Origin of the sequence: Sphingopyxis sp. (assembly GCF_036261875.1) — a bacterium.
In the GTDB taxonomy this organism is placed as follows: domain Bacteria; phylum Pseudomonadota; class Alphaproteobacteria; order Sphingomonadales; family Sphingomonadaceae; genus Sphingopyxis.
Genome location: NZ_DATAJZ010000003.1, coordinates 34,077 through 57,190, shown reverse-complemented (window position 1 = coordinate 57,190; position 23,114 = coordinate 34,077). Strand labels below are relative to the sequence as shown.

At 65.5% G+C, this 23,114-nt stretch carries 25 protein-coding genes; 12 read left to right on the top strand and 13 right to left on the bottom strand.

All coding sequences use genetic code 11. The features are described from left to right. A partial coding sequence (locus tag VHO04_RS00635; RefSeq protein ID WP_329626551.1) for an NAD-dependent epimerase/dehydratase family protein occupies nt 1-310 on the bottom strand: 310 nt, incomplete at its 3' end. A 100-nt stretch (nt 311-410) separates the two neighbouring features. Further along, entirely contained in the window at nt 411-983 is a 573-nt protein-coding gene (locus tag VHO04_RS00630; RefSeq protein ID WP_237835923.1) for a PAS domain-containing protein, read from the bottom strand. Nucleotides 984-1,200: 217 nt separating this feature from the next. Here VHO04_RS00630 and VHO04_RS00625 point away from each other — a divergent pair, with 217 nt between their 5' ends. The 3 genes from VHO04_RS00625 (at nt 1,201) to VHO04_RS00615 (ending at nt 5,308) form a co-directional block, all read left to right on the top strand. After that, nucleotides 1,201-2,145, top strand: coding sequence for an NAD(P)/FAD-dependent oxidoreductase (locus VHO04_RS00625; protein ID WP_329626550.1), 945 nt, complete (start codon nt 1,201-1,203; stop codon nt 2,143-2,145). Further along, on the top strand, nt 2,142-3,704 hold the full coding sequence (locus VHO04_RS00620; RefSeq protein ID WP_237835921.1) for a phytoene desaturase: 1,563 nt from the start codon (nt 2,142-2,144) through the stop codon (nt 3,702-3,704). Before VHO04_RS00625 ends, VHO04_RS00620 begins: the two co-directional genes overlap by 4 nt. 230 nt (nt 3,705-3,934) lie before the next feature. Further along, on the top strand, nt 3,935-5,308 hold the full coding sequence (locus VHO04_RS00615) for a deoxyribodipyrimidine photo-lyase (RefSeq protein ID WP_329626549.1): 1,374 nt from the start codon (nt 3,935-3,937) through the stop codon (nt 5,306-5,308). An 18-nt stretch (nt 5,309-5,326) separates the two neighbouring features. Here the strand turns inward: VHO04_RS00615 and VHO04_RS00610 are convergent, their stop codons facing one another. Beyond that, complete coding sequence (locus VHO04_RS00610) at nt 5,327-5,665, bottom strand: putative quinol monooxygenase (RefSeq protein WP_329626548.1); 339 nt, start codon at nt 5,663-5,665, stop codon at nt 5,327-5,329. Continuing rightward, complete coding sequence (locus VHO04_RS00605; protein ID WP_242777676.1) at nt 5,662-6,084, bottom strand: nuclear transport factor 2 family protein; 423 nt, start codon at nt 6,082-6,084, stop codon at nt 5,662-5,664. The genes VHO04_RS00610 and VHO04_RS00605 overlap by 4 nt, the downstream gene beginning before the upstream one ends. Nucleotides 6,085-6,303: 219 nt before the next feature. On the opposite strand from VHO04_RS00605, the gene VHO04_RS00600 reads away from it, so the two are divergent. Further along, complete coding sequence (locus VHO04_RS00600; RefSeq protein ID WP_242777674.1) at nt 6,304-6,858, top strand: fasciclin domain-containing protein; 555 nt, start codon at nt 6,304-6,306, stop codon at nt 6,856-6,858. Nucleotides 6,859-6,918: 60 nt separating this feature from the next. Here VHO04_RS00600 and hemH read toward each other — a convergent pair whose 3' ends face one another. After that, nucleotides 6,919-7,887: a ferrochelatase gene (gene hemH / locus VHO04_RS00595; RefSeq protein WP_329626547.1), complete on the bottom strand. Its 969-nt coding sequence runs from the start codon at nt 7,885-7,887 to the stop codon at nt 6,919-6,921. Between the two features lie 422 nt (nt 7,888-8,309). Here hemH and VHO04_RS00590 point away from each other — a divergent pair, with 422 nt between their 5' ends. Then, complete coding sequence (locus VHO04_RS00590) at nt 8,310-8,789, top strand: Hsp20 family protein (protein WP_192648991.1); 480 nt, start codon at nt 8,310-8,312, stop codon at nt 8,787-8,789. Between the two features lie 102 nt (nt 8,790-8,891). Here VHO04_RS00590 and VHO04_RS00585 read toward each other — a convergent pair whose 3' ends face one another. Further along, complete coding sequence (locus tag VHO04_RS00585) at nt 8,892-9,161, bottom strand: protein usg (protein WP_329626546.1); 270 nt, start codon at nt 9,159-9,161, stop codon at nt 8,892-8,894. After that, entirely contained in the window at nt 9,158-9,385 is a 228-nt protein-coding gene (locus tag VHO04_RS00580; RefSeq protein ID WP_058538762.1) for a hypothetical protein, read from the bottom strand. Before VHO04_RS00580 ends, VHO04_RS00585 begins: the two co-directional genes overlap by 4 nt. A gap of 260 nt (nt 9,386-9,645) precedes the next feature. Here VHO04_RS00580 and groES point away from each other — a divergent pair, with 260 nt between their 5' ends. The 5 genes from groES to VHO04_RS00555 all read left to right on the top strand — a co-directional run bounded on the left by groES (nt 9,646) and on the right by VHO04_RS00555 (nt 14,287). Continuing rightward, a complete protein-coding gene (groES, locus tag VHO04_RS00575) occupies nt 9,646-9,960 on the top strand; it encodes a co-chaperone GroES (protein WP_329626545.1) in 315 nt (104 codons plus the stop codon). A gap of 45 nt (nt 9,961-10,005) precedes the next feature. Next, a complete protein-coding gene (gene groL / locus VHO04_RS00570; RefSeq protein WP_329626544.1) occupies nt 10,006-11,625 on the top strand; it encodes a chaperonin GroEL in 1,620 nt (539 codons plus the stop codon). A 281-nt stretch (nt 11,626-11,906) separates the two neighbouring features. Beyond that, nucleotides 11,907-12,506 carry a GTP cyclohydrolase I FolE gene (gene folE / locus VHO04_RS00565; RefSeq protein WP_237835911.1) on the top strand — a complete coding sequence of 200 codons (600 nt, stop codon included), beginning with the start codon at nt 11,907-11,909 and terminating at the stop codon, nt 12,504-12,506. Nucleotides 12,507-12,621: 115 nt separating this feature from the next. Then, a complete protein-coding gene (gene trpB / locus VHO04_RS00560; RefSeq protein WP_237835910.1) occupies nt 12,622-13,863 on the top strand; it encodes a tryptophan synthase subunit beta in 1,242 nt (413 codons plus the stop codon). 76 nt (nt 13,864-13,939) lie between these two features. After that, nucleotides 13,940-14,287 (top strand): response regulator, encoded by a 348-nt coding sequence (locus tag VHO04_RS00555; protein WP_237835909.1) that lies wholly within the window; start codon nt 13,940-13,942, stop codon nt 14,285-14,287. Nucleotides 14,288-14,322: 35 nt separating this feature from the next. Here the strand turns inward: VHO04_RS00555 and VHO04_RS00550 are convergent, their stop codons facing one another. After that, on the bottom strand, nt 14,323-14,415 hold the full coding sequence (locus VHO04_RS00550; RefSeq protein WP_329626543.1) for a hypothetical protein: 93 nt from the start codon (nt 14,413-14,415) through the stop codon (nt 14,323-14,325). A gap of 6 nt (nt 14,416-14,421) precedes the next feature. Here VHO04_RS00550 and VHO04_RS00545 point away from each other — a divergent pair, with 6 nt between their 5' ends. Further along, a complete protein-coding gene (locus VHO04_RS00545; RefSeq protein ID WP_242777658.1) occupies nt 14,422-14,868 on the top strand; it encodes a hypothetical protein in 447 nt (148 codons plus the stop codon). 208 nt (nt 14,869-15,076) lie between these two features. Here VHO04_RS00545 and VHO04_RS00540 read toward each other — a convergent pair whose 3' ends face one another. Next, nucleotides 15,077-16,789: a YadA-like family protein gene (locus VHO04_RS00540; protein WP_184101380.1), complete on the bottom strand. Its 1,713-nt coding sequence runs from the start codon at nt 16,787-16,789 to the stop codon at nt 15,077-15,079. A gap of 245 nt (nt 16,790-17,034) precedes the next feature. On the opposite strand from VHO04_RS00540, the gene VHO04_RS00535 reads away from it, so the two are divergent. After that, nucleotides 17,035-17,601, top strand: coding sequence for an ECF-type sigma factor (locus tag VHO04_RS00535; RefSeq protein ID WP_184101378.1), 567 nt, complete (start codon nt 17,035-17,037; stop codon nt 17,599-17,601). Here VHO04_RS00535 and VHO04_RS00530 read toward each other — a convergent pair. The 4 genes from VHO04_RS00530 to VHO04_RS00515 all read right to left on the bottom strand — a co-directional run bounded on the left by VHO04_RS00530 (nt 17,598) and on the right by VHO04_RS00515 (nt 22,845). Further along, nucleotides 17,598-20,030 carry a serine/threonine-protein kinase gene (locus VHO04_RS00530; protein ID WP_329626542.1) on the bottom strand — a complete coding sequence of 811 codons (2,433 nt, stop codon included), beginning with the start codon at nt 20,028-20,030 and terminating at the stop codon, nt 17,598-17,600. The genes VHO04_RS00535 and VHO04_RS00530 overlap by 4 nt on opposite strands. Before the next feature lie 63 nt (nt 20,031-20,093). Continuing rightward, nucleotides 20,094-20,660 (bottom strand): hypothetical protein, encoded by a 567-nt coding sequence (locus VHO04_RS00525; protein WP_184101373.1) that lies wholly within the window; start codon nt 20,658-20,660, stop codon nt 20,094-20,096. Between the two features lie 29 nt (nt 20,661-20,689). Continuing rightward, nucleotides 20,690-21,544 (bottom strand): hypothetical protein, encoded by an 855-nt coding sequence (locus VHO04_RS00520; RefSeq protein ID WP_184101371.1) that lies wholly within the window; start codon nt 21,542-21,544, stop codon nt 20,690-20,692. Next, nucleotides 21,541-22,845: a hypothetical protein gene (locus VHO04_RS00515; RefSeq protein WP_184101369.1), complete on the bottom strand. Its 1,305-nt coding sequence runs from the start codon at nt 22,843-22,845 to the stop codon at nt 21,541-21,543. The genes VHO04_RS00520 and VHO04_RS00515 overlap by 4 nt, the downstream gene beginning before the upstream one ends. Nucleotides 22,846-23,114: the final 269 nt, after the last annotated feature.

The window sequence follows — 23,114 nt, the reverse complement described above, 5'->3', positions numbered from 1 at the left end:
CCATCACCGATGCTTCAAGCTGCCGGAGGCTTTTTTCAGGACGGATGTCAGTCCTGCGATGCAGCAGCCCCGTCGCCACGATCAACAGGTCGAGAGCGCCATCTTGGGCAATCTGGCGACCTGCCTCGGCAAGCGTGTCGTCGTCCAATATGTCGATCGTCAGCCTAGTTACATTGGAATGGTGCGCCGCATGGGGCCGCCTGTTCCCGGCATAGATGCGGTCAAATCGCCCCGACGCCACGAGTTGATTCACAAGCGCGGCACCGATACCGCCGCTGCTTCCGATCACCAAGGCGCGCTTGACGCTCACATGCTGCTCCTCGGGCTATGACGTCAGTCCGGCATCCCGACGCTCTTAATCGGCAGCAGCGCGATATCCCATATGCCTCAAAGGGAAGATGGAGCGGTGGCTAGAAACCGGCCTCGACCGCGAGCCGGATCGCATCGGCCGTGGTTTCGACACCGAGCGCGCGCAGCAGCGCAGCGCGGTGCATCTTGATCGTCCGCTCCGACAGCGACAGCGTGAAGGCAATCTGCTTGTTGAGCTGTCCGCTCGCCATCAGCTTCAACACCTCGCGCTGCCTCGGCGAGAGCGCCTCAATTTGGGCGCGCGCTCGCGTGCTCCGTCCTCCAACGGCCTCGCCAGCCTCGTCGACTTCGATCTGCGAGCCGAGAAAATATTCGAGATTGCCGCCGGGGCCAAAGATTGGCGCCACCAGCACGGCATTGCGGAAGGGCGTCCCGTCTTTCCGGTAATTGAGGATCTCGACGAGCGCCGGCCTCTGCTCCCGGATGGAGGCCCGCAAGGTCTCGGTCAGTTCAGGTTCGGTATCCGGCCCGGAGAGAAAGCGGCAATTGCGCCCAAGGATTTCGTCCGGCCCATAGCCGGTGAGCGCCGAGAAGGCAGCGTTGCACTCAACGATCGGATTGTCAGGTAGGCGCGGGTCGCTGATCACCGCGGCGATCGGGCTGGCCGCGATCATTGTCTTCAATGACATAGTATCTGCCTGCTCTCCCCTGGGTGCCCCAAGGGACATGTTGCGACACTTCCCCTCGCTCATGCAAGCCTGCGTCGATGACAATTGCGACGAACCGGAAAAAATCGCGCAGGACGCCTCGCACGTCGATAGCGCGGACATCCTTGCAGGCGGAGGTCGGACATTGTCCGTGCCACATCGGTGACCGCGAGGCCATGGTCTGATGCGGGTCGCGATCATCGGAGCCGGCATTGCGGGGCTCGCCTGCGCGCGTCGGCTGCGCGACGCAGGTCTGGAAGCCACGCTGTTCGACAAATCCCGCGGCATCGGCGGCCGCCTCGCGACCCGCCGCGCGGATCCTAGCAATCCCGAGGTCGCATTCGATCATGGCGCAACCCATTTCACGGCACGCTCGGAAGGCTTTACCAGGCTCGTAGCAGCGTGGGAGAAGGCAGGCCTCGCCGCGCGTTGGCCGGCCGCCGGCGCGGACAGCTGGGTCGGCACGCCGACCATGACCACGCCGCTCAAAGCTCTCGCGGACGATCTCGATGTCCGCCTGTCGCGACCGGTCACAGCCCTGACCAAATCGCCCGCGGGCTGGACGCTCCACAGCGAGGCAAAACGGCTCGGCAAATATGATGCGGCGGTGATCGCCATCCCCGCCGAGCAGGCAGCGCCGCTTCTGTCGCTTCACGATTTCGAGATGGCGCGCGCGGCCATGGCGGTGCGCTACAATCCCTGCTGGACCGCGATGTTCGCCTTCGATGAGCGGATCGAGGAGCTTCCCGATTTCCTCCGCGGCGCCGGCTCGCTTGTGACCGCTGCGCGCGACAGCGCGAAGCCCGGCCGCGCGCCGGGCGAGCGGTGGGTCGTGCAAGCCGACTGGACTTGGTCGGAGGCACATCTCGCCTGCGACGGCGCGAGCGTGGCGCCAGCGCTTCTCGCCGAACTTGGCAAGATCGCCGGACGCGACATGCCCACCCCAAGCCATATCGCGGCCCATCGCTGGCTATTCTCGCAGCCCTCGGGACAGGATCTGAAGCTGCTCTGGAACCCTGCCATTGGTCTCGGCGCCTGCGGCGACTGGCTCTATCACGGCTTTGCCGAATATGCGTGGCTGTCGGGCCATGTACTCGGCGCGGCGATTGCGGCAGAGGCGCCGCGATGATGCGCGCGATCGTAATCGGAGCCGGCATCGGCGGCCTCGCCCTCGCCATCCGGCTCCAGTCGGCGGGCCTCGATACGCTGCTCGTCGAAGCGCGCGACCGCCCGGGCGGCCGCGCCTATGTCTTCGAGAAGGATGGTTTCACCTTCGATGCCGGGCCGACGGTGATCACCGACCCGGCCTGCCTCGCCGAGCTCTGGGAGCTGAGCGGCCAGCGGCTCGAGCGCGATGTCGACCTCGTCCCGGTGTCGCCCTTTTATCGGCTGAGCTGGCCCGACGGATCGACCTTCGATTATGGCAATGACAAGGAGGCGCTCGCCCGTCAGATCGCCGCGCTCGATCCCGCCGATGTGGCGGGATATGAGCGATTTCTTCGCTATTCCGCGTCGGTTTACGAGGAAGGCTATGTGAAGCTCGGCGCCGTGCCCTTCCTCGATTTCCGCTCGATGCTGAAGGCGGCACCCGCGCTCCTGCGGCACCGGGCCTGGCGCTCGGTCTATAAAACCGTCGCGAGCTATGTTCGGAGCGAGAAGCTGCGCGAGGCTCTATCCTTCCACACCTTGCTTGTTGGCGGCAACCCGATGGCGACGAGCAGCATCTATGCGCTCATCCACAAACTCGAGCAGGATGGCGGCGTCTGGTATGCGCGCGGCGGCACCAATCGGCTCGTCGCCGGCATGGCCGCGCTGTTCGCGCGTCTCGGCGGTACGCTGAGGCTTGGCGATCCCGTCGCCCGCATCGAAACTAAGGGCGACCGGGTGACGGGCATCGTGACGCGGAGCGGGTTTACCGCACGCGCCGATCTTGTCGCCTCGAACGCCGATCTCATGCACAGCTACCGCGACCTGCTCGCGCATCCGCGCGGCAAGCGCGAGGCGAAGCGCCTTGCGCGCAAGAGCTGGTCGCCGAGCCTCTTCGTCCTCCATCTGGGGGTTCGCGGTACCTTCCCCGAAATACCCCATCATATGATATTGTTCGGTCCGCGCTACCGCGGGCTTCTCGACGACATCTATCGGAACGGCACCCTCGCCGAGGATTTCTCGCTTTACCTTCATCACCCGAGCGCAAGCGATCCGGGCGTGGCCCCCGCGGGCCACAGCAGCTTTTACGCGCTTGCGCCGGTTCCCCATCGCGGCCACGCCTCGCTCGACTGGGAGGTCGAAGGGCCCAAATTGGCGAAGCGCATCATCGCCGAGATCGAGCGGCGCCTGATCCCGGACCTTGGCGAGCGGATCGTCACGCAAATCCAATATGCCCCGCCGGACTTCGAACAGGATCTCGCCGCGCATCTCGGGAGCGCCTTCAGCCTTACGCCAACACTGCTGCAGAGCGCCTATTTTCGGGGGCACAACCGCGACGCGCGCATCGAGAACCTCTATTTTACCGGCGCGGGCACGCATCCCGGCGCGGGTATTCCGGGGGTCGTCGCGAGCGCGAAGGCGACGGCGAGCCTCATTCTCGGCGACTTCGGCATCAGAACTGCGGCAGCCCGCGATCCGGGCGCTCGCGACCGAATATTCTCCGGGCGTGATGACACGGCAGGAGATGTCATGCCCGGCTGATCGCAAGGACATTCCGGTTCTGCCGGCGGCCAGCGCCTTGCGACCCGCGTCTGGCCGCGGCGGGGGGCGGTGATTGCTCACCGCCCAACCTTCCCCTTGCTCGCGCTCGCAAAGCGGCTCTTCATTGCCTGAACTGCCCGAAAGGTCATCTTTTGCGGAGGTCGGAGCCTGCCAGATGAGGAAATCCGCGATCGCCCGCACCCCAGCCCGCCAAAAAGGGAACCGTCGCCATGCCGCCCGCCATATTGTGGCTCCGTCAGGACCTCCGCATCACCGACCATCCGGCGCTCCTCGCGGCGATCGCCGAAGGTCCGGTCATTCCGCTCTACATATTGGACGACGAGAGCCCCGGAACGCGCGCGATCGGCGGCGCGCAGCGCTGGTGGCTCCATCACAGCCTCACCGCGCTCGATGCGAGCCTTCGCAAACGCGGCAGCCGGCTCGTCCTGCGCCACGGCCCTGCCGCCGAAATACTCGAACGCGTCGCGGCGGAAGCCGAGAGCACAAGGGTTCACGCGACCCGCTGCTACGAGCCTTGGTGGCGGCGCTGCGAAGACGCGCTGGACGCCAGGCTTGCGCTGCGGCTCCATGACGGCAATTATCTCGCGCCGCCCGAGAGTATCACCAATGCGCAAGGCGCCCGCTACCGCGTTTTCACGCCTTGGTATCGCGCGCTTCTGGGGCGCATGCCGCCCGCCCTTCCCTATGCGGCGCCCGACCATATTCCGGCGCCTGGCGTCTGGCCGGCGTCGGACAATCTTGCCGATTGGGGGCTGACCCCGACCAGCCCCGACTGGACCACAGGATTTGGCGACTGGAGCCCGGGCGAGAAGGGCGCCTGGCGGGCGCTGCGCGACTGGCTGCCGCTCGCCGGCGACTATAAGTCCCGTCGCGATTTTCCCTCGCTCCCCGCGACATCGCGGCTGTCGCCGCATCTTCATTTCGGCGAAATAAGCCCCCGGTCGATCTGGCATGCGCTCGGCGAGCGCGACAATGCGGGTGCCGAAACCTTTCGGTCGGAGCTCGGCTGGCGCGAACATGGCATCAATCTCGTCGACCAGATGTCCGATTATGGTGATCGAAACGGGCGCCCCACCTTCGATAATTTCGGCTGGCGGAGCGGCCCCGAAGCCGACCGGGACTTTGCTGCCTGGACCCGGGGACGGACCGGCTACCCGGTGGTCGACGCGGGCATGCGCGAGCTCTGGCACACGGGCTGGATGCACAACCGCGTGCGGATGGTCACCGCCTCCTTCCTCGTCAAACATCTGCTGATCGACTGGCGCCGCGGTGAACGCTGGTTCTGGGACACGCTGCTCGACGCCGATCTCGGGTCGAATGCAATGAACTGGCAATATGTCGCGGGCACCGGCGTCGACGCGCCGGTCTTCTCGCGCATCATGTCGCCGCTGCTCCAGAGCGAGCGGTTCGCGATGGGCGATTATGTCCGCACCTATGTTCCGGAGCTTGCACATCTGTCGGATGCCGAGATCACCGCCGCCCATGGACAGGAGGCCGGGGTGCCCGCCTATCCCGCGCCGCTTATCGGCCATGAGGCGGCGCGGGCGCGCGCCCTGACTGCCTGGGAAGCGCTGCGCAGCTAGCGAACGAGGACCACCAAGCTAGTCGAAGGCGGCGCTTGCCACGCCGTGGCTGTTGTAAACAGGGCCTTCGCGCGACACACCGAACTTGCGGCTTGAGGAGGAACGTACACCAAACGCGCCGATATGCCCCAGCATTCCCCTGTACTGCGGCCCGGCCAGATGCGCTGCGAGCGCCGCTTCGCCGTCCCATTCCTCGAACACGTGGATGCGCGTCGCCACATGCGGATCAAAGGTCCAGGCGTAAGCGAGACAACCCGGCTGGGCGAGCGCGCCTTCGATCCAGCCGCGCGCACCCGCGAGCGCGTCCCCGCGCGTCTCGGGATCGATATCGATGACCGCCTGGATCAGGATCTTCATGACTGCACCTCACTTCTTGAAAGCTGCGGCAACGGCCGAAACCGCCGCTCTGTAAACAGCCACCGGCCATCGATTCGGCGGCAGACGTCGTCATAGATGCCAAGGGTCCGGTGAAGGGTGCCGTCGCGCAGGAAGACTTCCTCGGTGTAGGACCGCATGGCCGCGGTCTCGCCATGGACCTCGATCGAACCCGGCCAGGCGCGAAAGACGATGTCGGGAAAAGCGCGCATCGCCGCGCGCCAGGTGTCGACGATCTTCGCCTTGCCCTCGAATATCCCGAAACCCGGAAGCGACCATCGGCCGCCTTCGTCCCAAGTCGCGGCCCAGGCCTCGCTGTCGGCCCGGTTGACCGCATCGGCATAGGCGTCGAGCAGGTCGCGAAGCGCCAGCCGGTCTTCGAACGACCCCTCAAACGGCATGGAAGCCCCCTTTTCGCCCGGCTGCGTCGATGGTCCAGCCTGCCGCCGGTTTGCCTGCAGCCGATGGGAGGGAGAACTGCCGTTATCGCTAGCGGCGATGGGCCGCGGAGGGCGGGCCGGATAACCCGCCCCAAAGGACAGGTCGCCCCGGCGGGGCGGCGCGCCTAATTTCATGCCCGTCCTATCCCCCCGGGACGAACATTCGAAACGGAATGACCAATGGCTATTTCCCGTATCTCTCTTTCGCTCGCCGCAGCAGCGCTCGCGCTCGCCGGCGGCATTGCAGCCGCCAAGAACCCGATGGTCGGCGGCGCCGCGATGTATGAGACCAAGACCATCGTCGAAAATGCCGCCAATTCGAAAGATCACACGACGCTGGTCGCGGCGGTCAAGGCCGCTGGCCTCGCCGAGACCCTTTCGGGAGCCGGCCCGTTCACGGTCTTTGCGCCTACCAACGCTGCCTTTGCCAAGCTTCCCGCCGGCACCGTCGATACGCTGCTCAAGCCCGAGAACAAGGCGATGCTGACGGGCATATTGACCTATCATGTCGTGCCGGGCCGCCTGACCGCGACCGATATTGCCGCGCAGGCCAAGGCCAATGGCGGCAAGGCGGTGCTCACCACGGTGCAGGGCGCCATGCTCACCGTCTGGGAGAAGGATGGCAGCTGGTATGTGAGCGACGCCAAGGGCGGCACGGCGAAGATCGGCCCTGCCGACGTTCTTCAGTCGAACGGCGTGATCCACGTCATCGACGGCGTGCTGCTTCCCGCCTAATGACCTGTCGGGGCTGCGCGACGCTTGTTAGCGCAGCGCGGCCCCGACAATCAAAAGCCCTCAAAGCCAGCCCGAAAGCTCGCTCCTTATCAGGGCGGCGAGCATATCCATCCCGACATCGCTATCGTTGAGACAGGGCACATAAGCGAAATGGCGTCCGCCGGCGGCAAGGAACTGCTCGCGTCCGCGGATGGCGATTTCCTCGAGGGTTTCGAGGCAATCCGCGGCGAATCCCGGCGCGATCACGGCCACCGACCGGCCTTCGCGCCCTAGCGTTTCGAGCATCATGTCGGTTGCCGGCGTCAGCCATTTGGCCTGGCCAAAGCGCGACTGAAAGCTCGGAATAACATTCTTCCCCAGAACTTCGCCCAACCGACGCGCGGTCTTGAGGCACATGCAGTGATAGGGATCGCCGAGACGAAGGGTGCGCTCGGGCATGCCGTGGAAGCTCGCGACGATCGTATCGGGCATAAAGTCGAGGCCGCCGATCGCACGTCCGAGCGACGACGCCAGCGCCTCGACATGGCGATCGTCATCATAATAGGGCGGAAGGACACGCAGCGCCGGCTGCCAGCGCAGGCGCGCCATATGCGCCTGGACGGCATCGCCAACGCTCGCGGTCGTTGCGGCGCAATATTGGGGATAAAGAGGCGCAACGAGAATGCGGCGACATCCTGCCGCAAGAAGCGCGTCGATGCCGTCCGCGATCGAGCTGCTGCCATAGCGCATCGCATGCGCAACCACCGCACCACGTCCGAGCGAAGCCTCAAGCGCCCTTGCCTGGCGGCGGGTGATCGCGGCGAGCGGCGAGCCTTCTGAAGTCCAGATTTCGCGGTAGGCATGCGCGGATTTCCGCGGCCGAACCGCAAGGACGATCCCGCGCAGGATCGGTTGCCAGATCAGCGAAGGCAGTTCGACAACGCGCCGGTCGGAAAGAAATTCCGCGAGATAGCGCCGAACCGCACGGCTCGTCGGCGCGTCGGGCGTCCCGAGATTTACGAGAAGCACGCCGATGCGGTCGACCGGCACGGCGGGGTGACCCGTCGGCAATCGGGCGGGATCCGCTTCTTCGTAACGTTCCCCGATTCTGGCCGTTACCAGAGGCCCTTCGACAGTCATTGCAATCTCCGCGGACAAGACGCCTCGCGGCGACCATGCCGCGCGATGTGGATCGCATGTCTCCGACTTGCCCCGCGCCGCCAAGCTGCACCAAGGGGCAGACGGGATGCCATTTCCCGCCTCCCGGCAGGCCCCCGGGACCCGGCACCGCCCTGGCTGCCGCGACACGTCAGCCGACGTTCCGAGCGGCACCCTCGCTCTTGAAACGGCAAAACGGCTTTCCTAACTCATTCCCGGACGCGGGATTTTCCGCGTCCTAGGACAGAGAGAGCGCCGGCTCTAAGTCCCGGCGCATCTCATGCCCGAATTGCTTCAATCAGGAGGATTTGGAAATGAGAACCGATTTTGACTTCACCCCCTACCGCCGCTCGACGGTGGGCTTCGATCATCTCTTCGACCTGCTCGAGAAGGGGCAGCGCGGCGAGACGTCGGACGGCTTTCCTGCTTTCGACATCGTGCGCGACGCCGACGACCGTTTCCGCGTCACGCTGGCGGTGCCCGGTTTCAAGGCCGACGAGATCGAGATCGTCGCGCAGCAGAACCAGCTCAGCGTCACGGGCAAGCCGGCCGAGGAGGATGCGACACGCGCCTATCTCCACCGCGGCATCGCCCGCCGCGCGTTCGAGCGTCGCTTCCAGCTTGCCGACTATATCGAGGTCGGGCGCGCGAGCTTCGCCGACGGGCTGCTCACGATCGAACTGAGCCGCGTCGTCCCAGAGGCGATGAAGCCGCGCAAGATCGAGATCGGCAGCAGTGCCGGCAAGCCGCAGCGGATCGAAGCGCCGATGGATAAGGCGCTCGAAAGCGCCTGAGTTCGACAAGGGAGGCACGCCAACGGCGTGTCTCCCTCTCTTGCTGAAGCGCGATCGCCTCAGACCTGCTCCGGCGCGCCGCGTGTCCCTGGAACCGCCAGGCTAATCAAGCGAGTGAATGATGTCCGCCGCGCGCCACTCGGCGGGCCCGATCAGGGCGTCGTGCGCGATGCGGACCGAGTGGAGCGCGGCTTCGATCTGGCGCCTCCACATGGCAAGAAAATCGAACAGCACCGGGAAGTCCGGCGGCAGATCATAGTCCTGCCAGACGAAGAGCTGGAGCAGCGAGGGATGATCGGGCCGGTAATAATGGATCTCGGCGGTTGTCAGCCCATAGCTGTCCAGCTGCGCGATCAGCGCCCGGTCGGTCATGGCGCGCGCGCCTCGCCGCCGTCGAGCGACCGGAGCGCGGCGAGCACATCGTCGACCGGCACGGCGCGGCGCGCGCCGGGCGGCTTTCGGAGCGCGGGCTTGTTGCGGACCGCCGAGTGGTCCGATGCCCAGGATGCCAGAAGTGCGCGCTTGACCTCCGGCTCGAGGCTCGGGTGACGCGCCACGTCGAAGGGGTGAAGAAAACGGGAAAATGGCTCGGACATGATCGTGCCTCCTTCGTTATAGCCTTTCCTTTCCTGTCGTGCGGCAGGCTGCCGCGACCAGAGATTTTGGAAAGGAAGCGAGTCGAGTCAAGAGGTGTCAGCCCCTTGATAAGGGGCATTTGTTTTGCGCTGGCGCGAATGCGAAAAAATTTTCGTCGACCCTCTTGAAGCAAAAAATTCCGCTTCCTAGCTCATCGGCGCCGCGCGTCCCGGACAGGCGCGCCGGCTTGTCATATCGTTATGCAACATGGAGGTTATGCATGCATTTCCGTCCCTTGCACGACCGTGTGGTCGTCCGCCGCATCGAAGCCGAGGAGAAGACCTCGGGCGGCATCATCATCCCCGACACCGCCAAGGATAAGCCGCAGGAAGGCGAAGTCGTCGCCGTCGGTCCGGGCGCCCGCGCCGAGGACGGCACGGTCACCGCACTCGACGTGAAGGCCGGCGACCGGATCCTGTTCGGCAAATGGTCGGGCACCGAGGTCAAGATCGACGGCGAGGAACTGCTCATCATGAAGGAGAGCGACATCCTCGGCGTCATCGAGCAGGCCGCGGCGCTCAAGCAGGCGGCGTAACGCCCATTCATCACCCACTGAAAGGACAGCAAGAAGGAGGTCAAAATGGCTGCCAAGGAAGTGAAATTTGCGTCGGACGCGCGTGATCGCATGCTGCGCGGCGTGGATACGCTTGCGAATGCAGTGAAGGTCACGCTCGGCCCCAAGGGCCGCAACGTCGTGATCGACAAGAGCTTCGGCGCGCCGCGCATCACCAAGGACGGCGTCACCGTCGCCAAGGAGATCGAGCTTGCCGACAAGTTCGAAAATATGGGCGCGCAGATGCTGCGCGAGGTTGCGAGCAAGCAGAACGACAAGGCCGGCGACGGCACGACCACTGCGACCGTGCTCGCGCAGGCGATCGTCCGCGAAGGCTCGAAGGCGGTCGCCGCGGGCATGAACCCGATGGACGTCAAGCGCGGCATCGATCTCGCGGTGAATACCGTCGTCGAGGACCTCAAGGCGCATGCCAAAACGGTCGAGGCGAACAGCGAGATCGCGCAGGTCGCGACGATCTCAGCCAATGGCGACGAAGAGGTCGGCAAGATCCTCGCGGAAGCGATGGAGAAGGTCGGCAATGAGGGCGTGATCACGGTCGAGGAAGCGAAGAGCCTCGCGACCGAACTCGAGACGGTCGAGGGCATGCAGTTCGATCGCGGCTACCTCAGCCCCTATTTCATTACCAATGCCGAGAAGCTGAAGGTCGAACTCGACGATCCGTACATCCTCATTCACGAGAAGAAGCTGTCGAACCTGCAGGCGATGCTGCCGCTCCTCGAGAGCGTCATCCAGTCGGGCCGGCCGCTGCTGATCATCGCCGAGGATGTCGAGGGCGACGCGCTTGCGACGCTCGTCGTCAATCGCCTGCGCGGCGGGCTCAAGGTCGCCGCCGTCAAGGCGCCGGGCTTTGGCGATCGCCGCAAGGCTATGCTCGAGGATATCGCGGTGCTCACCAGCGGCAATGTCGTCAGCGAGGAACTCGGCATCAAGCTCGAGAGCGTCACGATCAACATGCTCGGCCGCGCGAAGAAGGTCGTCATCGACAAGGATAATACGACGATCGTCGATGGCGTCGGCGCGAAGTCGGATATCGACGGCCGTATCGCGCAGATCCGCCAGCAGATCGAGACGACGACCAGCGACTATGACCGCGAGAAGCTGCAGGAGCGGCTTGCCAAGCTCGCGGGCGGCGTCGCGGTGATCCGTGTCGGCGGCGCGACCGAGGTCGAGGTCAAGGAGAAGAAGGATCGCGTCGACGACGCACTCCACGCAACCCGCGCGGCCGTGGAAGAAGGCATTCTTCCCGGCGGCGGTATCGCACTGCTCCGCTCGCTGAAGGCGCTCGAAGGCCTCAAGGCCGCGAACGACGACCAACAGTCGGGCATCGACATCGTCCGCCGCGCGCTCCGCGCGCCGGCGCGCCAGATCGCCGACAATGCCGGCGAGGATGGTGCCTGGATCGTCGGCAAGCTGCTCGAGAGCGACGACTATAGCTGGGGTTTCAACGCCGCGACCGGCGAGTATCAGGACCTCGTCAAGGCCGGCGTGATCGATCCTGCGAAGGTCGTACGCACCGCGCTGCAGGATGCCGCGTCGGTCGCTTCGCTGCTGATCACCACCGAGGCGCTCGTCGCCGAGCTGCCGAAGGAAGAGAAGGCCGCACCGATGCCGGCGATGGACTTCTGACAGACCGGGGGCGGCGGGCCACCGCCGCCCCCGCATTTCCATACCGCCCTATTCACCCAACCACCGCGCACCGCGCCACGCCTCGTCAAGCGAGCGAAGGGCATTTCTGCGTTCGGGGGTTCACCCCAGGTCCGTGCACGAAACGGGCTTCCAACCGGCGATCTGCCCCAAGGGACATGTTGCGACGCCATGCTGCGCTCGGGCATGCGCCGATCCGGCGGTCCACCTCCCTCTCCTCCCCTCCCGGACCGCCAACACTTCGCCGTCAGGAGGCCAAGACCATGCTTCACGTGCCCCCTTCCAGCCCCACCGTTGACGGCGCGATACCCCCCGAGGTTCTCGCGTCGGTGGAGACGCTGCTGCGCTGGGTCGGCGAGGATCCTCATCGCGAAGGCCTGCTCGACACACCGAAGCGCGTCGCGCGTGCCTGGAAGGATTATTGCCAGGGGTATGACGAGGATCCGGCGGTGCATCTCTCGCGCACCTTCGAAGAGGTCGGCGGCTATGACGAGATCGTCTTGCTGCGCGACATCCCTTTCCAGTCGCATTGCGAGCATCATATGGCGCCGATCACCGGAAAGGCGTCGATCGCCTACCTCCCCCGCGACCGCGTCGTCGGCATCTCCAAGCTCGCGCGCGTGCTGAACGGCTATGCGCGCCGGCTGCAGGTGCAGGAGCGGCTGACCGCCGAGGTCGCCCGATGCATCTGGGACAATCTCCGTCCGCACGGCGTCGCCGTGGTGATCGACGCCCAGCATGGCTGCATGACCGGGCGCGGCGTGCGCACGCCCGGCGTCGGCATGGTCACGAGCCGGCTCCTCGGCTGCTTCCTCGACGACCAGCGGAGCCGCAAGGAAGTGCTCGCACTGATGGGATATTGATGCGCCGGTCGAGAATCCGGACCGGTCTCGCGAGCGTTACCCGCCCCCATGAGGCGCTCGCCGGAATTCTGTGCGGCGCCGCCTCGCGCGGGTCTCCTGCCGGGATTGCACCGACATGACGCGGTCTCCACAACCATCCGACGATCTTGGTCATCTTCCGAACAGCTTGCGTGGGCAGCCGGACGAAGCGGGTCATTTCGGGAAATTCGGGGGCCGCTTCGTCCCCGAAACGCTCATGCCCCTCATCCTCGATCTGGAGCGCGAATATCGAGCCGCAAAGCGCGACCCGGCCTTCCAGGCCGAGTTCGACGACCTGCTCGAACATTATGTCGGCCGTCCCAGTCCGCTATACTTCGCGCCGCGCTTGACGTCCGCGCTCGGCGGCGCTCAGATCTGGTTCAAGCGCGACGAACTCAATCACACCGGCGCCCACAAGATCAACAATTGCGTCGGCCAGATCCTGCTGGCGATCCGGATGGGCAAGACCCGCATCATCGCGGAAACGGGCGCGGGCCAGCACGGGGTGGCTACTGCAACCGTCTGCGCGCGCTTTGGCCTGCCCTGCGTCGTCTATATGGGCGCCGCCGATATCGCGCGCCAGGCGCCCAATGTCTTCCGCATGAAGCTGCTGGGCGCCGAGGTCGTGCCCGTCACGGCCGGCGCCGCGACCCTCAAGGACGCGATGAACGAGGCGCTGCGCGACTGGGTCACCCATGTCGAGGACACCTTCTACATCATCGGCACCGCAGCCGGTCCCCACCCCTATCCGGAGCTTGTGCGTGATTTCCAGAGCGTGATCGGAAGGGAAGCGCGGGCCCAGATGCTGGCCCGTGCCGGCCGCCTACCCGATCTCTTGGTTGCCGCGATCGGCGGCGGATCGAATGCGATCGGTCTCTTTCACCCGTTCCTTGACGACCCGATGGTGAAGATGCTTGGCGTCGAGGCGGCCGGCCATGGCCTCGACAAGGAACATGCCGCCTCACTGGCCGGCGGGCGTCCCGGCATTCTTCACGGCAACAAGACCTATCTGCTGCAGGATGACGACGGGCAGATCGTCGAAGGCCATTCGATCAGCGCAGGTCTCGATTATCCGGGCATCGGCCCCGAGCATGCATGGCTCAAGGACATCGGGCGGGTGGACTATACCTCCGCGACCGACGCCGAAGCGCTCGAAGCGTTTCAGCTGCTTTGCAGAACAGAGGGTATCATCCCGGCGCTTGAGCCCAGTCACGCCGTCGCCGCGGTTGCCAGGATCGCGCCGACGATGCCGAAAGATAGCATCATCATCGTCAACATGTGCGGACGAGGGGACAAGGACATATTCTCGGTGGCCCAGCATCTCGGCGTGGAACTTTGAGCGCGACGAAAGGTAGGGGCACGGGACATGTGATCGAAGACACTGGCGCAACAGATTTCGGATCTATGAGGGACGGATGATGATAAGGGTGTTTCTTGTAGAAGACGATCCGCTGGTGGCGATGATGCTTGAGGGGTATCTCGACGTGCTTGGACACGAGATCGTAGTAACCGCAGCGACCGTCGCGGAGGCACTGGATCTCGTCGCGAAGCAAGATTTCGACCTCGCAATATTGGATGTTCACCTTGCCGATGGCAAAACGAGCGAGGCGGTCGCTGCCGCGTTGAGCGATGCCGGGAAGGCGTTCATAGCGACGAGCGGAGATGCGACGATCATGGCGGCTGAATTTGATGGCCGGCCAGTTCTTCGCAAACCTTTCAGGATTGCCGAGCTCGAACGGGCAATCGCCGCTATAACGGGGTAGCCCGCGGTCACAGGCCGGAGCCTGCTCGACGGTCGTTATTCGGGCGCGACTTGGTGACGGGCCATGTGCGGCATGAAATCCATCTTGCCTATGGCAACACCTGCGTTGCGCAGCGGCGCGTAAGCCATCGTCACATGAAAGTAGAAATTTGGCATGATCCAGTCGCGGACTCAAAGCCGCGATTGCAGCCGCAGCATTCTCGTGGCAGATTGTCGTCGATGGGGTCGTTTCGTACTTTTTTGATCATCCTTTGGCTGGCGCTGGCCGCCTACACCGCTGTAGTCATTTCCCGCCATGGCCTTGGATTGTTACCGATCTTTTTCGGAGACGTGGCGAAGCTGGGATGGCCCGGGCAGTTCAACCTCGATTTTCTCTGCTTTCTCATCCTCTCTGCTCTTTGGACGGCTTGGCGGAATGGATTCAGTGCGATCGCCCTGCTCCTCGCGCTCATCGCCTTTTTCGGAGGCGCGGGTTTCCTGCTTCCCTACCTCGTCTTTCTCACAGTTCGTGAACGAGGAAACATGCCCCGGGTGCTGATCGGCGCGCGAACCCGAAGAGATGAGCCTTACAGCGGACGATGAGCGCGACGGCATTTCGTCGTCATCGAACGAACTGCGCTTCTCGCGGCGCCGCTTGGCCGATAGCGGTCAGGCGGCTATCAAGCCCGAACCCAAGAAAGCCGACATTCCGCAGAGACCGGCGCGAATAATCCTTGGATGCGGTTCGGGTTTAGACCCAAGGAAACAAAGGGCGGGCTCACTTCCCCGCGCCCGCCCTTCCCTTTTTAGCTCAGAATTCGCCGGCGACCCCAATTCGCGCGGCCGTATTGTGACGCCCAGCGTAAGAGACGCCGGCCGTGAATGCGAACGGGTTGTCGGTATTGAACCGGTGCGCGATCGACGCGCCGGCCGCCTGTTCGCCGCGGAATGTGGCAAGGTTGAACGTATAGCTCGTCCGTCCAGGCTCCGACGGCATCGTCGCCGCGACCAGCGCAACCGCGGCGGCGGTTCCGCGCTGCGCCTCGCGGCGGTCGCGGTCGGTGATCGCATAAAGGTCGCCGATCTGTGCACTGTGCGTCGCGGCAAGCGACTGGAGCGCGGGAAGCGCGGTTCCGGCCATGCTTTCCAGCGACATCAGCCGATTGTCCTGCACATTGTTCACCGTCTGAATCGCCGCAATCTGGTTGTCCTGCACCATATTCTGCGACACGGCGGCATCGGCGGTGATGTGAGCCGCCGCCGCGGCGGTCGCGACCGTCTGGACCTGACCGACGTTCGCCGCATCGGTCGCCGCGGTGCCCGCGGCGACGTTCACGATACGCCGCTGAAAGCCCGCCGAGCCGACCGACACGGTATTCGCCTCATCGGCAACCGAGCTGGAGCCGATCGCAACCGAGTCCGCCCCCAACGCTTTCGCGTTCACGCCCAGCGCGGTCGCCCCGAGGGCCGTGGTCTGACTGTTCACGCCCAAGGCGACCGAATAGCCGCCATTGGCGAAGGCCCCCGACCCCGTCGCCGTGTCACCCTCCTTGATCGCGCGCGCGCCATAGCCCGTGGCAGTCGAGAAATCGCCCCCGGCAGCCGCGCCTTGGCCGAAAGCGGTGCTTGCAAGGCCGCTGGCAAGGCTGTCGCGACCGACTGCGGTCGCATTTTGCCCGCCTGCCGCGGCGTTGGCGCCGATCGCCACCGATGCCGGCGACGCGATCGTGTCACGACCAATGGCGATGCTGCCATCGGCCAGCGCATTCGCATTGTTGCCGATGGCGATGGCCGACAAGCCAAAGGCGCTGGAGGCTTTGCCCAAGGCGACAGCGCCGTCGCCGATCGCCTGATTGTCGGCGCCGATCGCTACAGCGCCGGTCCCGGTCGCGACATTCGGATCGCCGATCGCGACGGCGCCGTTGCCGGTGGCAGTCTGTCCCTGTCCCAGCGCGACGGCGCCATTACCGCTTGCGGTGCTGCCGTCGCTTTGCAGGCTGCTATCGCCGCTGTTGCCGCTGCGCACCGCCGAGTTGGCGATCGCGGTCAGCGCCGCGGCACCCATGGCGGTATTCAATTGCCCCACATTGACAGCGTCGGACACGAGCGTCCCTGCCGCGACATTGGTGATCTGGCGCTGGAGGCCGGCGTTGCCAACCGATATGGTCGCACCGCGGTCTGCGACCGATCCCCAGCCCAGCGCAACCGACTGGTCCGCGGTCGCGCTGCTGCCCGTGCCGACGGCGGTCGAGCGCGTTTCTTCGGCAGCGGCGATGAATCCGACCGCCATCGCTTCGTTGCCCGTCGCCTTGGCCCCGCTTCCATAAGCGGTGGCGCCCGGCGCCGAAGCTTCGGCGCCAAGCCCGCACTCGAGCGTATTTTCGGGGTCGTCGGGCGTGCCGAGAACGCCATCGGCCCCCGCGTTCTGAACGCACGGGACGGTCGCCTGTGCATAGGCGTTCGGCGCGGCGCCGACGGCAGCAAGGATCGCAAGGGGCGCGGTCGCGCCAATGAGGGTGGTCATGCGTTTCATATCGATCTTTCCTTATGGATCGGCGCAATGCCGATCGGTTTCCGGGCGACCCCTCGCAGCGACCTTTGGTGGCGCCTTGTTCGCGGTCACCTCGTCGACGCCGCCGAACGCGGCGCCGCGGGTGCAGCATTTGGAAAGACGGGAATGGTCGCCCGATCCGGACAGGTCTCGTCTCCGAAAAAGCGGAAATTATCTCGCCGACCGCAAATAAATTAGGCATCTAGGGTGCGCGCCACATGGCGCGCCATGCGGGGAGATCGGCGATCAACGAGGAACCGGGTCGTGCTGGCAGCATCGACGGCGACGCCGACGCGCTCATCGCCACGCTGTATGACGAGCTCAAGATCATCGCGCGCCGGGAACATTATCGCGCGGGCGGCGGACAGACACTGCAAACGACGGCGCTGGTTTCAGAAGCCTATCTGAAACTCAGCAAGCGCAACGATTGGGAGAGCGAACGCCACTTCCTCGGCTGCGCGGCGACCGCGATCCGCCACATACTGATCGACGCCGCCCGCGCCCGCATGACGGCGAAGCGTGGCGCTCCCGACTATGCCTTTACCGAAAGCCTCGATTCGCTCGCCGCGGCGGCGCCCGAGGACGAGGATGTCGTGCGGCTGGGCGAGGCTTTGCAACGGCTCGCGCGCCTCGACCCCAATCTTGCGCAACTGATCGACTGCCGCTTCTTCGCCGGGATGACCGAGGAGGAAACCGCAAAAATCCTGGGCGTCAGCGACCGGACGGTGCGCCGCTGGTGGCTCCAGGCGCGCGCTTGGGTGCACAACGAAATGGGCGCGGGCTAGGTGCTCAAGCGCCGACGCAATGTGGCGAAGGATTTGAGGTAGGATTCGCCCGGCGCGCCGAGCGTCCTGAATATCTGTTCCGATGCGTCGGCCTCGCGCCGCGCCTCGGCCATCCGCCCCTGCTTCAGACGGATGATCGCCCGCGTCCGCGCCGCAATGCCCTGCGGCAGGCCGACCGGTCCCATCGAGGCGATCCGCGGCGCGGCTTCGGCAAGTAACGCTTCGGCCCGTCCGGTGTCGCCCGCCTCGGCCAAGGCTTCGGCAAGGCCGAGCGTGATGACGAGCGTCGGCACCGCATCGGGGCCAAGATTGTCGATCGCCATCGGCCGCGCCTCGCCAAGAACATCGCGCGCCGCGGCGAATTTCCCCAGCGCCAGTTCGGCGCGCCCCAGTTGCAGCAGATCGACCGCCAGCGCCGCAGACTTGCCGAACACCGCGCGGCGCCGGTCGGCGACGCTGCGGAACAGGCGCTCGGCCTCGGCCAGCCGGTCGAGCTTCATCAACCGCACGCCCTTCAATTGCTCGATCGCCAGCCCCTGTGCACTGCCCTGTTGCCCCGTCCGCGCCAGCGCCGCGTCGGCGGCGGCAAAGACCGCGGGCATCGCATCGAGCCGGTTCGCCTCGACCATATAGACGAGCAGGTTATTGTAGCGCGTCAGCAGTTCGCGATGATCCTCGGCATAAACGCGGTCGGCGTCAGGCAGGCTCGATCGCAACAGCCGGATCGCGGTGTCGTAATCGCCCTTGCGCCGCGCGAGCTGCGCCCGGCCGCTCATGCTTTCGAGGCGTTCCTTGCGGAAACGCGCCGGGTCGGCGGCAAAGACGGCATCGGCTGAATCGAGCAGTGGCGCCATGTCGTCGGTCCGCCCCATTGCGGCAGCGGTCGAGGCGAGGCGCAGCTTGATTTCCGCGGTCGCCACCGGATCGCCGGCGCCGATGCCGCGCGCAAGCGCTTGGCTGAGCAGCGCGTCAGCGCCGGCGGCATCCTCCAGATTGACGTAAAGATCGGCAAGCGTGGTAATCAGCGTCGCCGATTTCGCGCTCCGGTCGACCGACGCGACAAGCTGCGCCGCCGTCTGATCTAGCATCTGCTTGACCGTTGCCTCTTCGCCGACGGCGCTGCTGGCGGTGTCGCGGAACATGACGGTCAGCATGCGGTTGATCGATTCCGATCGCCGCGCTTCGGCCAATGCGACATCGCGCTCGATCGCCGTCTGACGCGCCTGCCAGGCGGCCGCACCGCCACCCGCCACGATGGCGAGCAGAGCGGCGGCTGCCGCTGCCGTCGCGACACGGTGCCGGCGCAGGTAGCGCCCGATCGTATAGCCCGCCGAACCCGAGCGCGCCGCAACGGGGCGCAGGGCGATATGGCTTCGGACATCGTCAACCAGGTCGCCGACACCGCGATAACGGTCTTGCGGTGCGCGGCGCATCGATTTGAGCACGATCGCGTCAAGATCACCCGCTACCTCGCGCCGCCCGAAGGGATAGCCGGGCGGCACGAGCGCGCTGGGCAGGGGCGGGTCTTCGTTCAGGATGCGCCGGATCACCGACGGCAGCGCCGATCCCGGCTCGCGCCACGGGCTGCGACCGGTAAGCAGTTCGAACAACAATACGCCCAGCGCATAGACGTCGGTGGCAACGGTCGGGGCGGCATTTCCGAGTTGTTCGGGTGCAGCATAATCGGGGGTCATCAGCGCGACCGTGGTTTGCGCCTCGCCCTCGCCTTCGATCTCCACAAAGCGCGCGATGCCGAAATCGAGCAGCCGCACGCGGCCGTCGCCGTCGACCAATATGTTCGACGGCTTGAGGTCGCGGTGGACGATCAGGTGGCCGTGCGCATAGGCCACCGCTTCGCAGACATCGCAGAAAAGCCGCAATCGCGTCGCAAGATCGGCGTCATGGGTCCGGCACCACGCGTCGATCGGCTCGCCGGTCACATATTCCATCGCCATATAGGGCCGCCCGTCTGGCGCGACACCGCCGTCGATCAGCCTCGCAATCCCCGGGTGCTCGAGTCCGGCGAGCAGGCGGCGTTCACGGTCGAACAACTCGCTGTGCGCAACCGATTCGGGACGGAGCAGCTTGATCGCCACTTGCTGGTCGAACATCCTGTCGCTGCGATGCGCGGCGTAGACCTCGCCCATCCCGCCGCGCCCGATCAGGCGGTCGATGGTAAAGCCGCCGATGACGGCGCCTTCGGAAAGCGAGCTGTACGCCCGGCACGGGGCGGTTTCGAACGACGACGGCGCCGCGCCGTCCAATATCCCCGAATTGCGCGACGCAGCGAGCAACGCCCGCAACTGCCCGCCAATGAAGTCGTCCTCCGCCGCCAGCCGGTGCTCCTGCGCCGTGGGGTCGAGATCGATCAATTCGACGAACAGCGCCTGGATATGGCTCCATTCGGACCGGCTCGGCTGCCGCACCATATCGCCCCTCCCCTGGCGCATCATCACGCTTCGGTACGAAGCAGCACCGCCGCGCGGCGGTCGTCAAGCACCAAGTTTGCGTGCGAGCGCGACCGCCTGCTCCTTCGAAGCCTCGCTCGCCGGCACCGTGATGATCGCGAATTTATCCTCGCCGATGAAGACATTGAGCGATTTGGTCATCCCAGCCCAAAAGGCGGCCTTGCCGAGTCCGTCGATCGTCTCGACATGACCACCAAAACCCTTGAGCGTCTGCTCCAGGCCATTGCGGGTCAGGTTGATCGATCCCTCGCTATTGTCGCCGATCGGCGACCAGCGCAGCATCAAGGTAGCCGATCCGCCATCGGCAAGCTGATAGCTGCATTCGGAGGTGACCGCGGTCGCGCCATCGCTTTGGCTGACATTGCCGAGGCGGGTTTCGGTGACCGCCTGTCCGAGGATCGCCGACATCGCCGCCTTGTCGACCACGGCGCAGGCGTCGGCGGCATTCCAGTCGCGCGGCGGTGCCGTCCCGCTCTTCGCTGCGACCGACGAAGCCTTACCCGCGCCGTCGCCCTTGTCCGCCGCTTCGCCGCCACATCCTGCAAGCGTCAGCGACGCCGCGACAGCAACCAGCATGATCGATCTGCTCATCCCCAAAATCCTTTCGTTCACAAATGACGTCAGCGGCACGCGCCGGGGCGGTTCGCCCGCCGGTCCGCGCTCATATAGGTGGCATAGCCAAGGCGGTCGGACTCGGTGAGGCCGCGCGCGAAGCCGATCAGCTTGCCGCCATCAGGCGTCAGCCCGACATAACCGCGCAGTCGTCGCGGCGCGCCGTCGGGGCCCGTCTCCACCATGTCGAGCGTCAACACCCGGCCGTCGATCCGGCCCGTGATCCGCCCCGCCTGATATTCGTAACAGCCGGTTACGGTATCGCCGCTCTGCGTCAGGTTGAGCGTGCCCCAGCCGCTCCATCCTTCATAGCGTCCGGTGACATCGGGCAATGTTGCCGTTGCGGTGAGCGGACGGCCATAGCCGTGAAAGCCGGTGAAGCCGGTATAATCGTCCCCATAATTGCTCGCGATCGTCAGCCGCACCCAACGCCCGACCGGGCGATGCTCAGGGTCGAAGCCGAAGCTTTGACCATCCTTCTTCATCTTCAGATCAGCCGCCAAGATCGGCACGAAACCACTGCGCGCCGACGTGTCGGACAGTTCGACGCGGATCGCGCGCGGTGACTTTTCGTCGCGATTGAGGAAGGCGGTGTCAAAGGCGACGCGCGACAATTCGGTTCGCTCCGCCAGTTCGAGCACGAACACGGCGGGCCGCCCCGCTTCGCCCGTCCAGTCGGTCGTCGCCGATCCGTCGATCAGGTTGAACGGGCTGCTGTCCATCGCCGTAAATTCGGCGTCGTCCGGAACCTGCACCAACCGCGCCCCTTGCGAAAAGGCGAACAAGTCGGTCGCGGGACCGGTTTGCGCCGCCGCCGGTGCGGCGAGCGCGAGCGCGACAATCATCGTTCCGAGATATTTCATTTCTTCTGCTTCCTTTTCTTTGCGGTTTCGACGACCGCGCGCAGCAGCGGCGAAACGCCGCCGGCGACGGGCGCCTCGATGCCCACGGCGCCGGTCAGCGGGTCGACCCGGTCGCCGATCCGGCGCAGGCCTTCCTCCGCATCGACCGCTTCCGCGTCGCGTTTCTCACCCAGCAAATCACGCCCCGCCGCAGCCGCGCCCAGATCGCCGAAGCGCCGCCGCGCCGCCGCCCGGCCAACCGGGTCGCTACCCGCCGACCAGCCTTCTTCTTCGGGCCGATCGGGGGCGCCGGCCTTGGCCGCGCCATCCGAATTGCCTTCGGGAGGCGCGTCCCGGTTGCTCCGATCCGACCCGCCATTGTCGTTGGCATTGCTGTCGTTGCGCGCCGAACGATCGTCGCCATCGGCTCCCGACTTGTCCTTCTGGCTGTTCGGGGCTTCGCGTCCCGAGTTGTTTGCGGGCGTCTCATTCTGGTTTCGATCGACCGACCTGTCCGATCCCGAGCCCGCCGAATTGCCCTGCGCGGGCAGGTTTCTTGCCGATCCGCCGGCGCTGTCGCGGCCGCCGCCTGAGTTTCCGTTTTCGGCGGGACCGCCGTTCGAGCGCCGGTTGCCGTTGCCATTGCTATTGTCGGACCGACCGCCGTTTGCACCGCCGAAGGAGTTCAGCGCGCCCTCGATCCCGGTGCTGCCGGAATTGGTGCCGCCCTGCGCCGAGTTACCGCCGCTGCCGCCGTTGCTGTTCCCGCCCAGCCCGGCCACCGAATTGAGCAGGCCGGCGCTGGACCCCAAATTGCCTTCGCCGGCAGAATTGAGGCCGACACCGCCAGCCGATCCGCCATTGCCGTTATCGGGTAAGGCGGCGGCACGACCATAGCCGCGTTCGACATCGGAGACCCGGACACCCTCATTGACGTCGCCGCTTAGTCCGGACGGCACTGCCCCGTTCGCACCACCGCTCTTTTTGCCCGTGGCGAACGAGTCCCGACCAGCAGCATTGTCCGAAGATGCAGCCCCTTCGACGGTGTCCGGATCCAAGACGGTCTTCGGCAGCGTATCAAACTGTCCACGGCGGGAATTGCCGGGATTGCCGATGATGGTCACGGGCTGTGCCGGCACGACCGGCACCGCAATGGAACTGCGCTGCTTGCCGGGCGGCGGTTCAGCGGGCCGCTGCTGCGCATCTCGTTGTTCGGGCGGTTGCTCGGTAGCGGCAAATTGGGCCAGGCAATCCGGCGCCAATCCAACTGTGGCACATACGGCCAATGCTACCCGGCCACCCGTCCCGATCCACTTCGTCATCGATTTTCTCCCGTCTGCCCTCGTGCCACGGCGCAAGTCGTCGGGCAGGCATTCTTCCCGAACCTTTCGCTAGACGAGAGAGGCTGGTGAAAGCGGACAGCACCGTGCGGGATTGTCCGATTTTTTTGGCGCCGAAGGCAGCAGCTCCGTTTCCGAGTTCCGCGCAGCCCGTTCCGAAACGATTGCCAATCGAAGCCGATCAAGAATCTGCAGTCTGCTTTCAGATCGCGACCGGCGCCTGTTCGAGCCTCCGATTTCAGGCGCGTTGC

What these genes read in the sequence shown, in the direction of transcription:
- VHO04_RS00630 (WP_237835923.1), bottom strand. Translation starts at nt 983, where the DNA reads ATGATCGCGGCCAGCCCGATCGCCGCGGTGATCAGCGACCCGCGCCTA.
- VHO04_RS00625 (WP_329626550.1), top strand. Translation starts at nt 1,201, where the DNA reads ATGCGGGTCGCGATCATCGGAGCCGGCATTGCGGGGCTCGCCTGCGCG.
- VHO04_RS00620 (WP_237835921.1), top strand. Translation starts at nt 2,142, where the DNA reads ATGATGCGCGCGATCGTAATCGGAGCCGGCATCGGCGGCCTCGCCCTC.
- VHO04_RS00615 (WP_329626549.1), top strand. Translation starts at nt 3,935, where the DNA reads ATGCCGCCCGCCATATTGTGGCTCCGTCAGGACCTCCGCATCACCGAC.
- VHO04_RS00610 (WP_329626548.1), bottom strand. Translation starts at nt 5,665, where the DNA reads ATGAAGATCCTGATCCAGGCGGTCATCGATATCGATCCCGAGACGCGC.
- VHO04_RS00605 (WP_242777676.1), bottom strand. Translation starts at nt 6,084, where the DNA reads ATGCCGTTTGAGGGGTCGTTCGAAGACCGGCTGGCGCTTCGCGACCTG.
- VHO04_RS00600 (WP_242777674.1), top strand. Translation starts at nt 6,304, where the DNA reads ATGGCTATTTCCCGTATCTCTCTTTCGCTCGCCGCAGCAGCGCTCGCG.
- VHO04_RS00590 (WP_192648991.1), top strand. Translation starts at nt 8,310, where the DNA reads ATGAGAACCGATTTTGACTTCACCCCCTACCGCCGCTCGACGGTGGGC.
- VHO04_RS00585 (WP_329626546.1), bottom strand. Translation starts at nt 9,161, where the DNA reads ATGACCGACCGGGCGCTGATCGCGCAGCTGGACAGCTATGGGCTGACA.
- VHO04_RS00580 (WP_058538762.1), bottom strand. Translation starts at nt 9,385, where the DNA reads ATGTCCGAGCCATTTTCCCGTTTTCTTCACCCCTTCGACGTGGCGCGT.
- groES (WP_329626545.1), top strand. Translation starts at nt 9,646, where the DNA reads ATGCATTTCCGTCCCTTGCACGACCGTGTGGTCGTCCGCCGCATCGAA.
- groL (WP_329626544.1), top strand. Translation starts at nt 10,006, where the DNA reads ATGGCTGCCAAGGAAGTGAAATTTGCGTCGGACGCGCGTGATCGCATG.
- folE (WP_237835911.1), top strand. Translation starts at nt 11,907, where the DNA reads ATGCTTCACGTGCCCCCTTCCAGCCCCACCGTTGACGGCGCGATACCC.
- trpB (WP_237835910.1), top strand. Translation starts at nt 12,622, where the DNA reads ATGACGCGGTCTCCACAACCATCCGACGATCTTGGTCATCTTCCGAAC.
- VHO04_RS00555 (WP_237835909.1), top strand. Translation starts at nt 13,940, where the DNA reads ATGATGATAAGGGTGTTTCTTGTAGAAGACGATCCGCTGGTGGCGATG.
- VHO04_RS00550 (WP_329626543.1), bottom strand. Translation starts at nt 14,415, where the DNA reads ATGGCTTACGCGCCGCTGCGCAACGCAGGTGTTGCCATAGGCAAGATG.
- VHO04_RS00545 (WP_242777658.1), top strand. Translation starts at nt 14,422, where the DNA reads ATGAAAGTAGAAATTTGGCATGATCCAGTCGCGGACTCAAAGCCGCGA.
- VHO04_RS00540 (WP_184101380.1), bottom strand. Translation starts at nt 16,789, where the DNA reads ATGACCACCCTCATTGGCGCGACCGCGCCCCTTGCGATCCTTGCTGCC.
- VHO04_RS00535 (WP_184101378.1), top strand. Translation starts at nt 17,035, where the DNA reads ATGGCGCGCCATGCGGGGAGATCGGCGATCAACGAGGAACCGGGTCGT.
- VHO04_RS00530 (WP_329626542.1), bottom strand. Translation starts at nt 20,030, where the DNA reads ATGGTGCGGCAGCCGAGCCGGTCCGAATGGAGCCATATCCAGGCGCTG.
- VHO04_RS00525 (WP_184101373.1), bottom strand. Translation starts at nt 20,660, where the DNA reads ATGAGCAGATCGATCATGCTGGTTGCTGTCGCGGCGTCGCTGACGCTT.
- VHO04_RS00520 (WP_184101371.1), bottom strand. Translation starts at nt 21,544, where the DNA reads ATGAAATATCTCGGAACGATGATTGTCGCGCTCGCGCTCGCCGCACCG.
- VHO04_RS00515 (WP_184101369.1), bottom strand. Translation starts at nt 22,845, where the DNA reads ATGACGAAGTGGATCGGGACGGGTGGCCGGGTAGCATTGGCCGTATGT.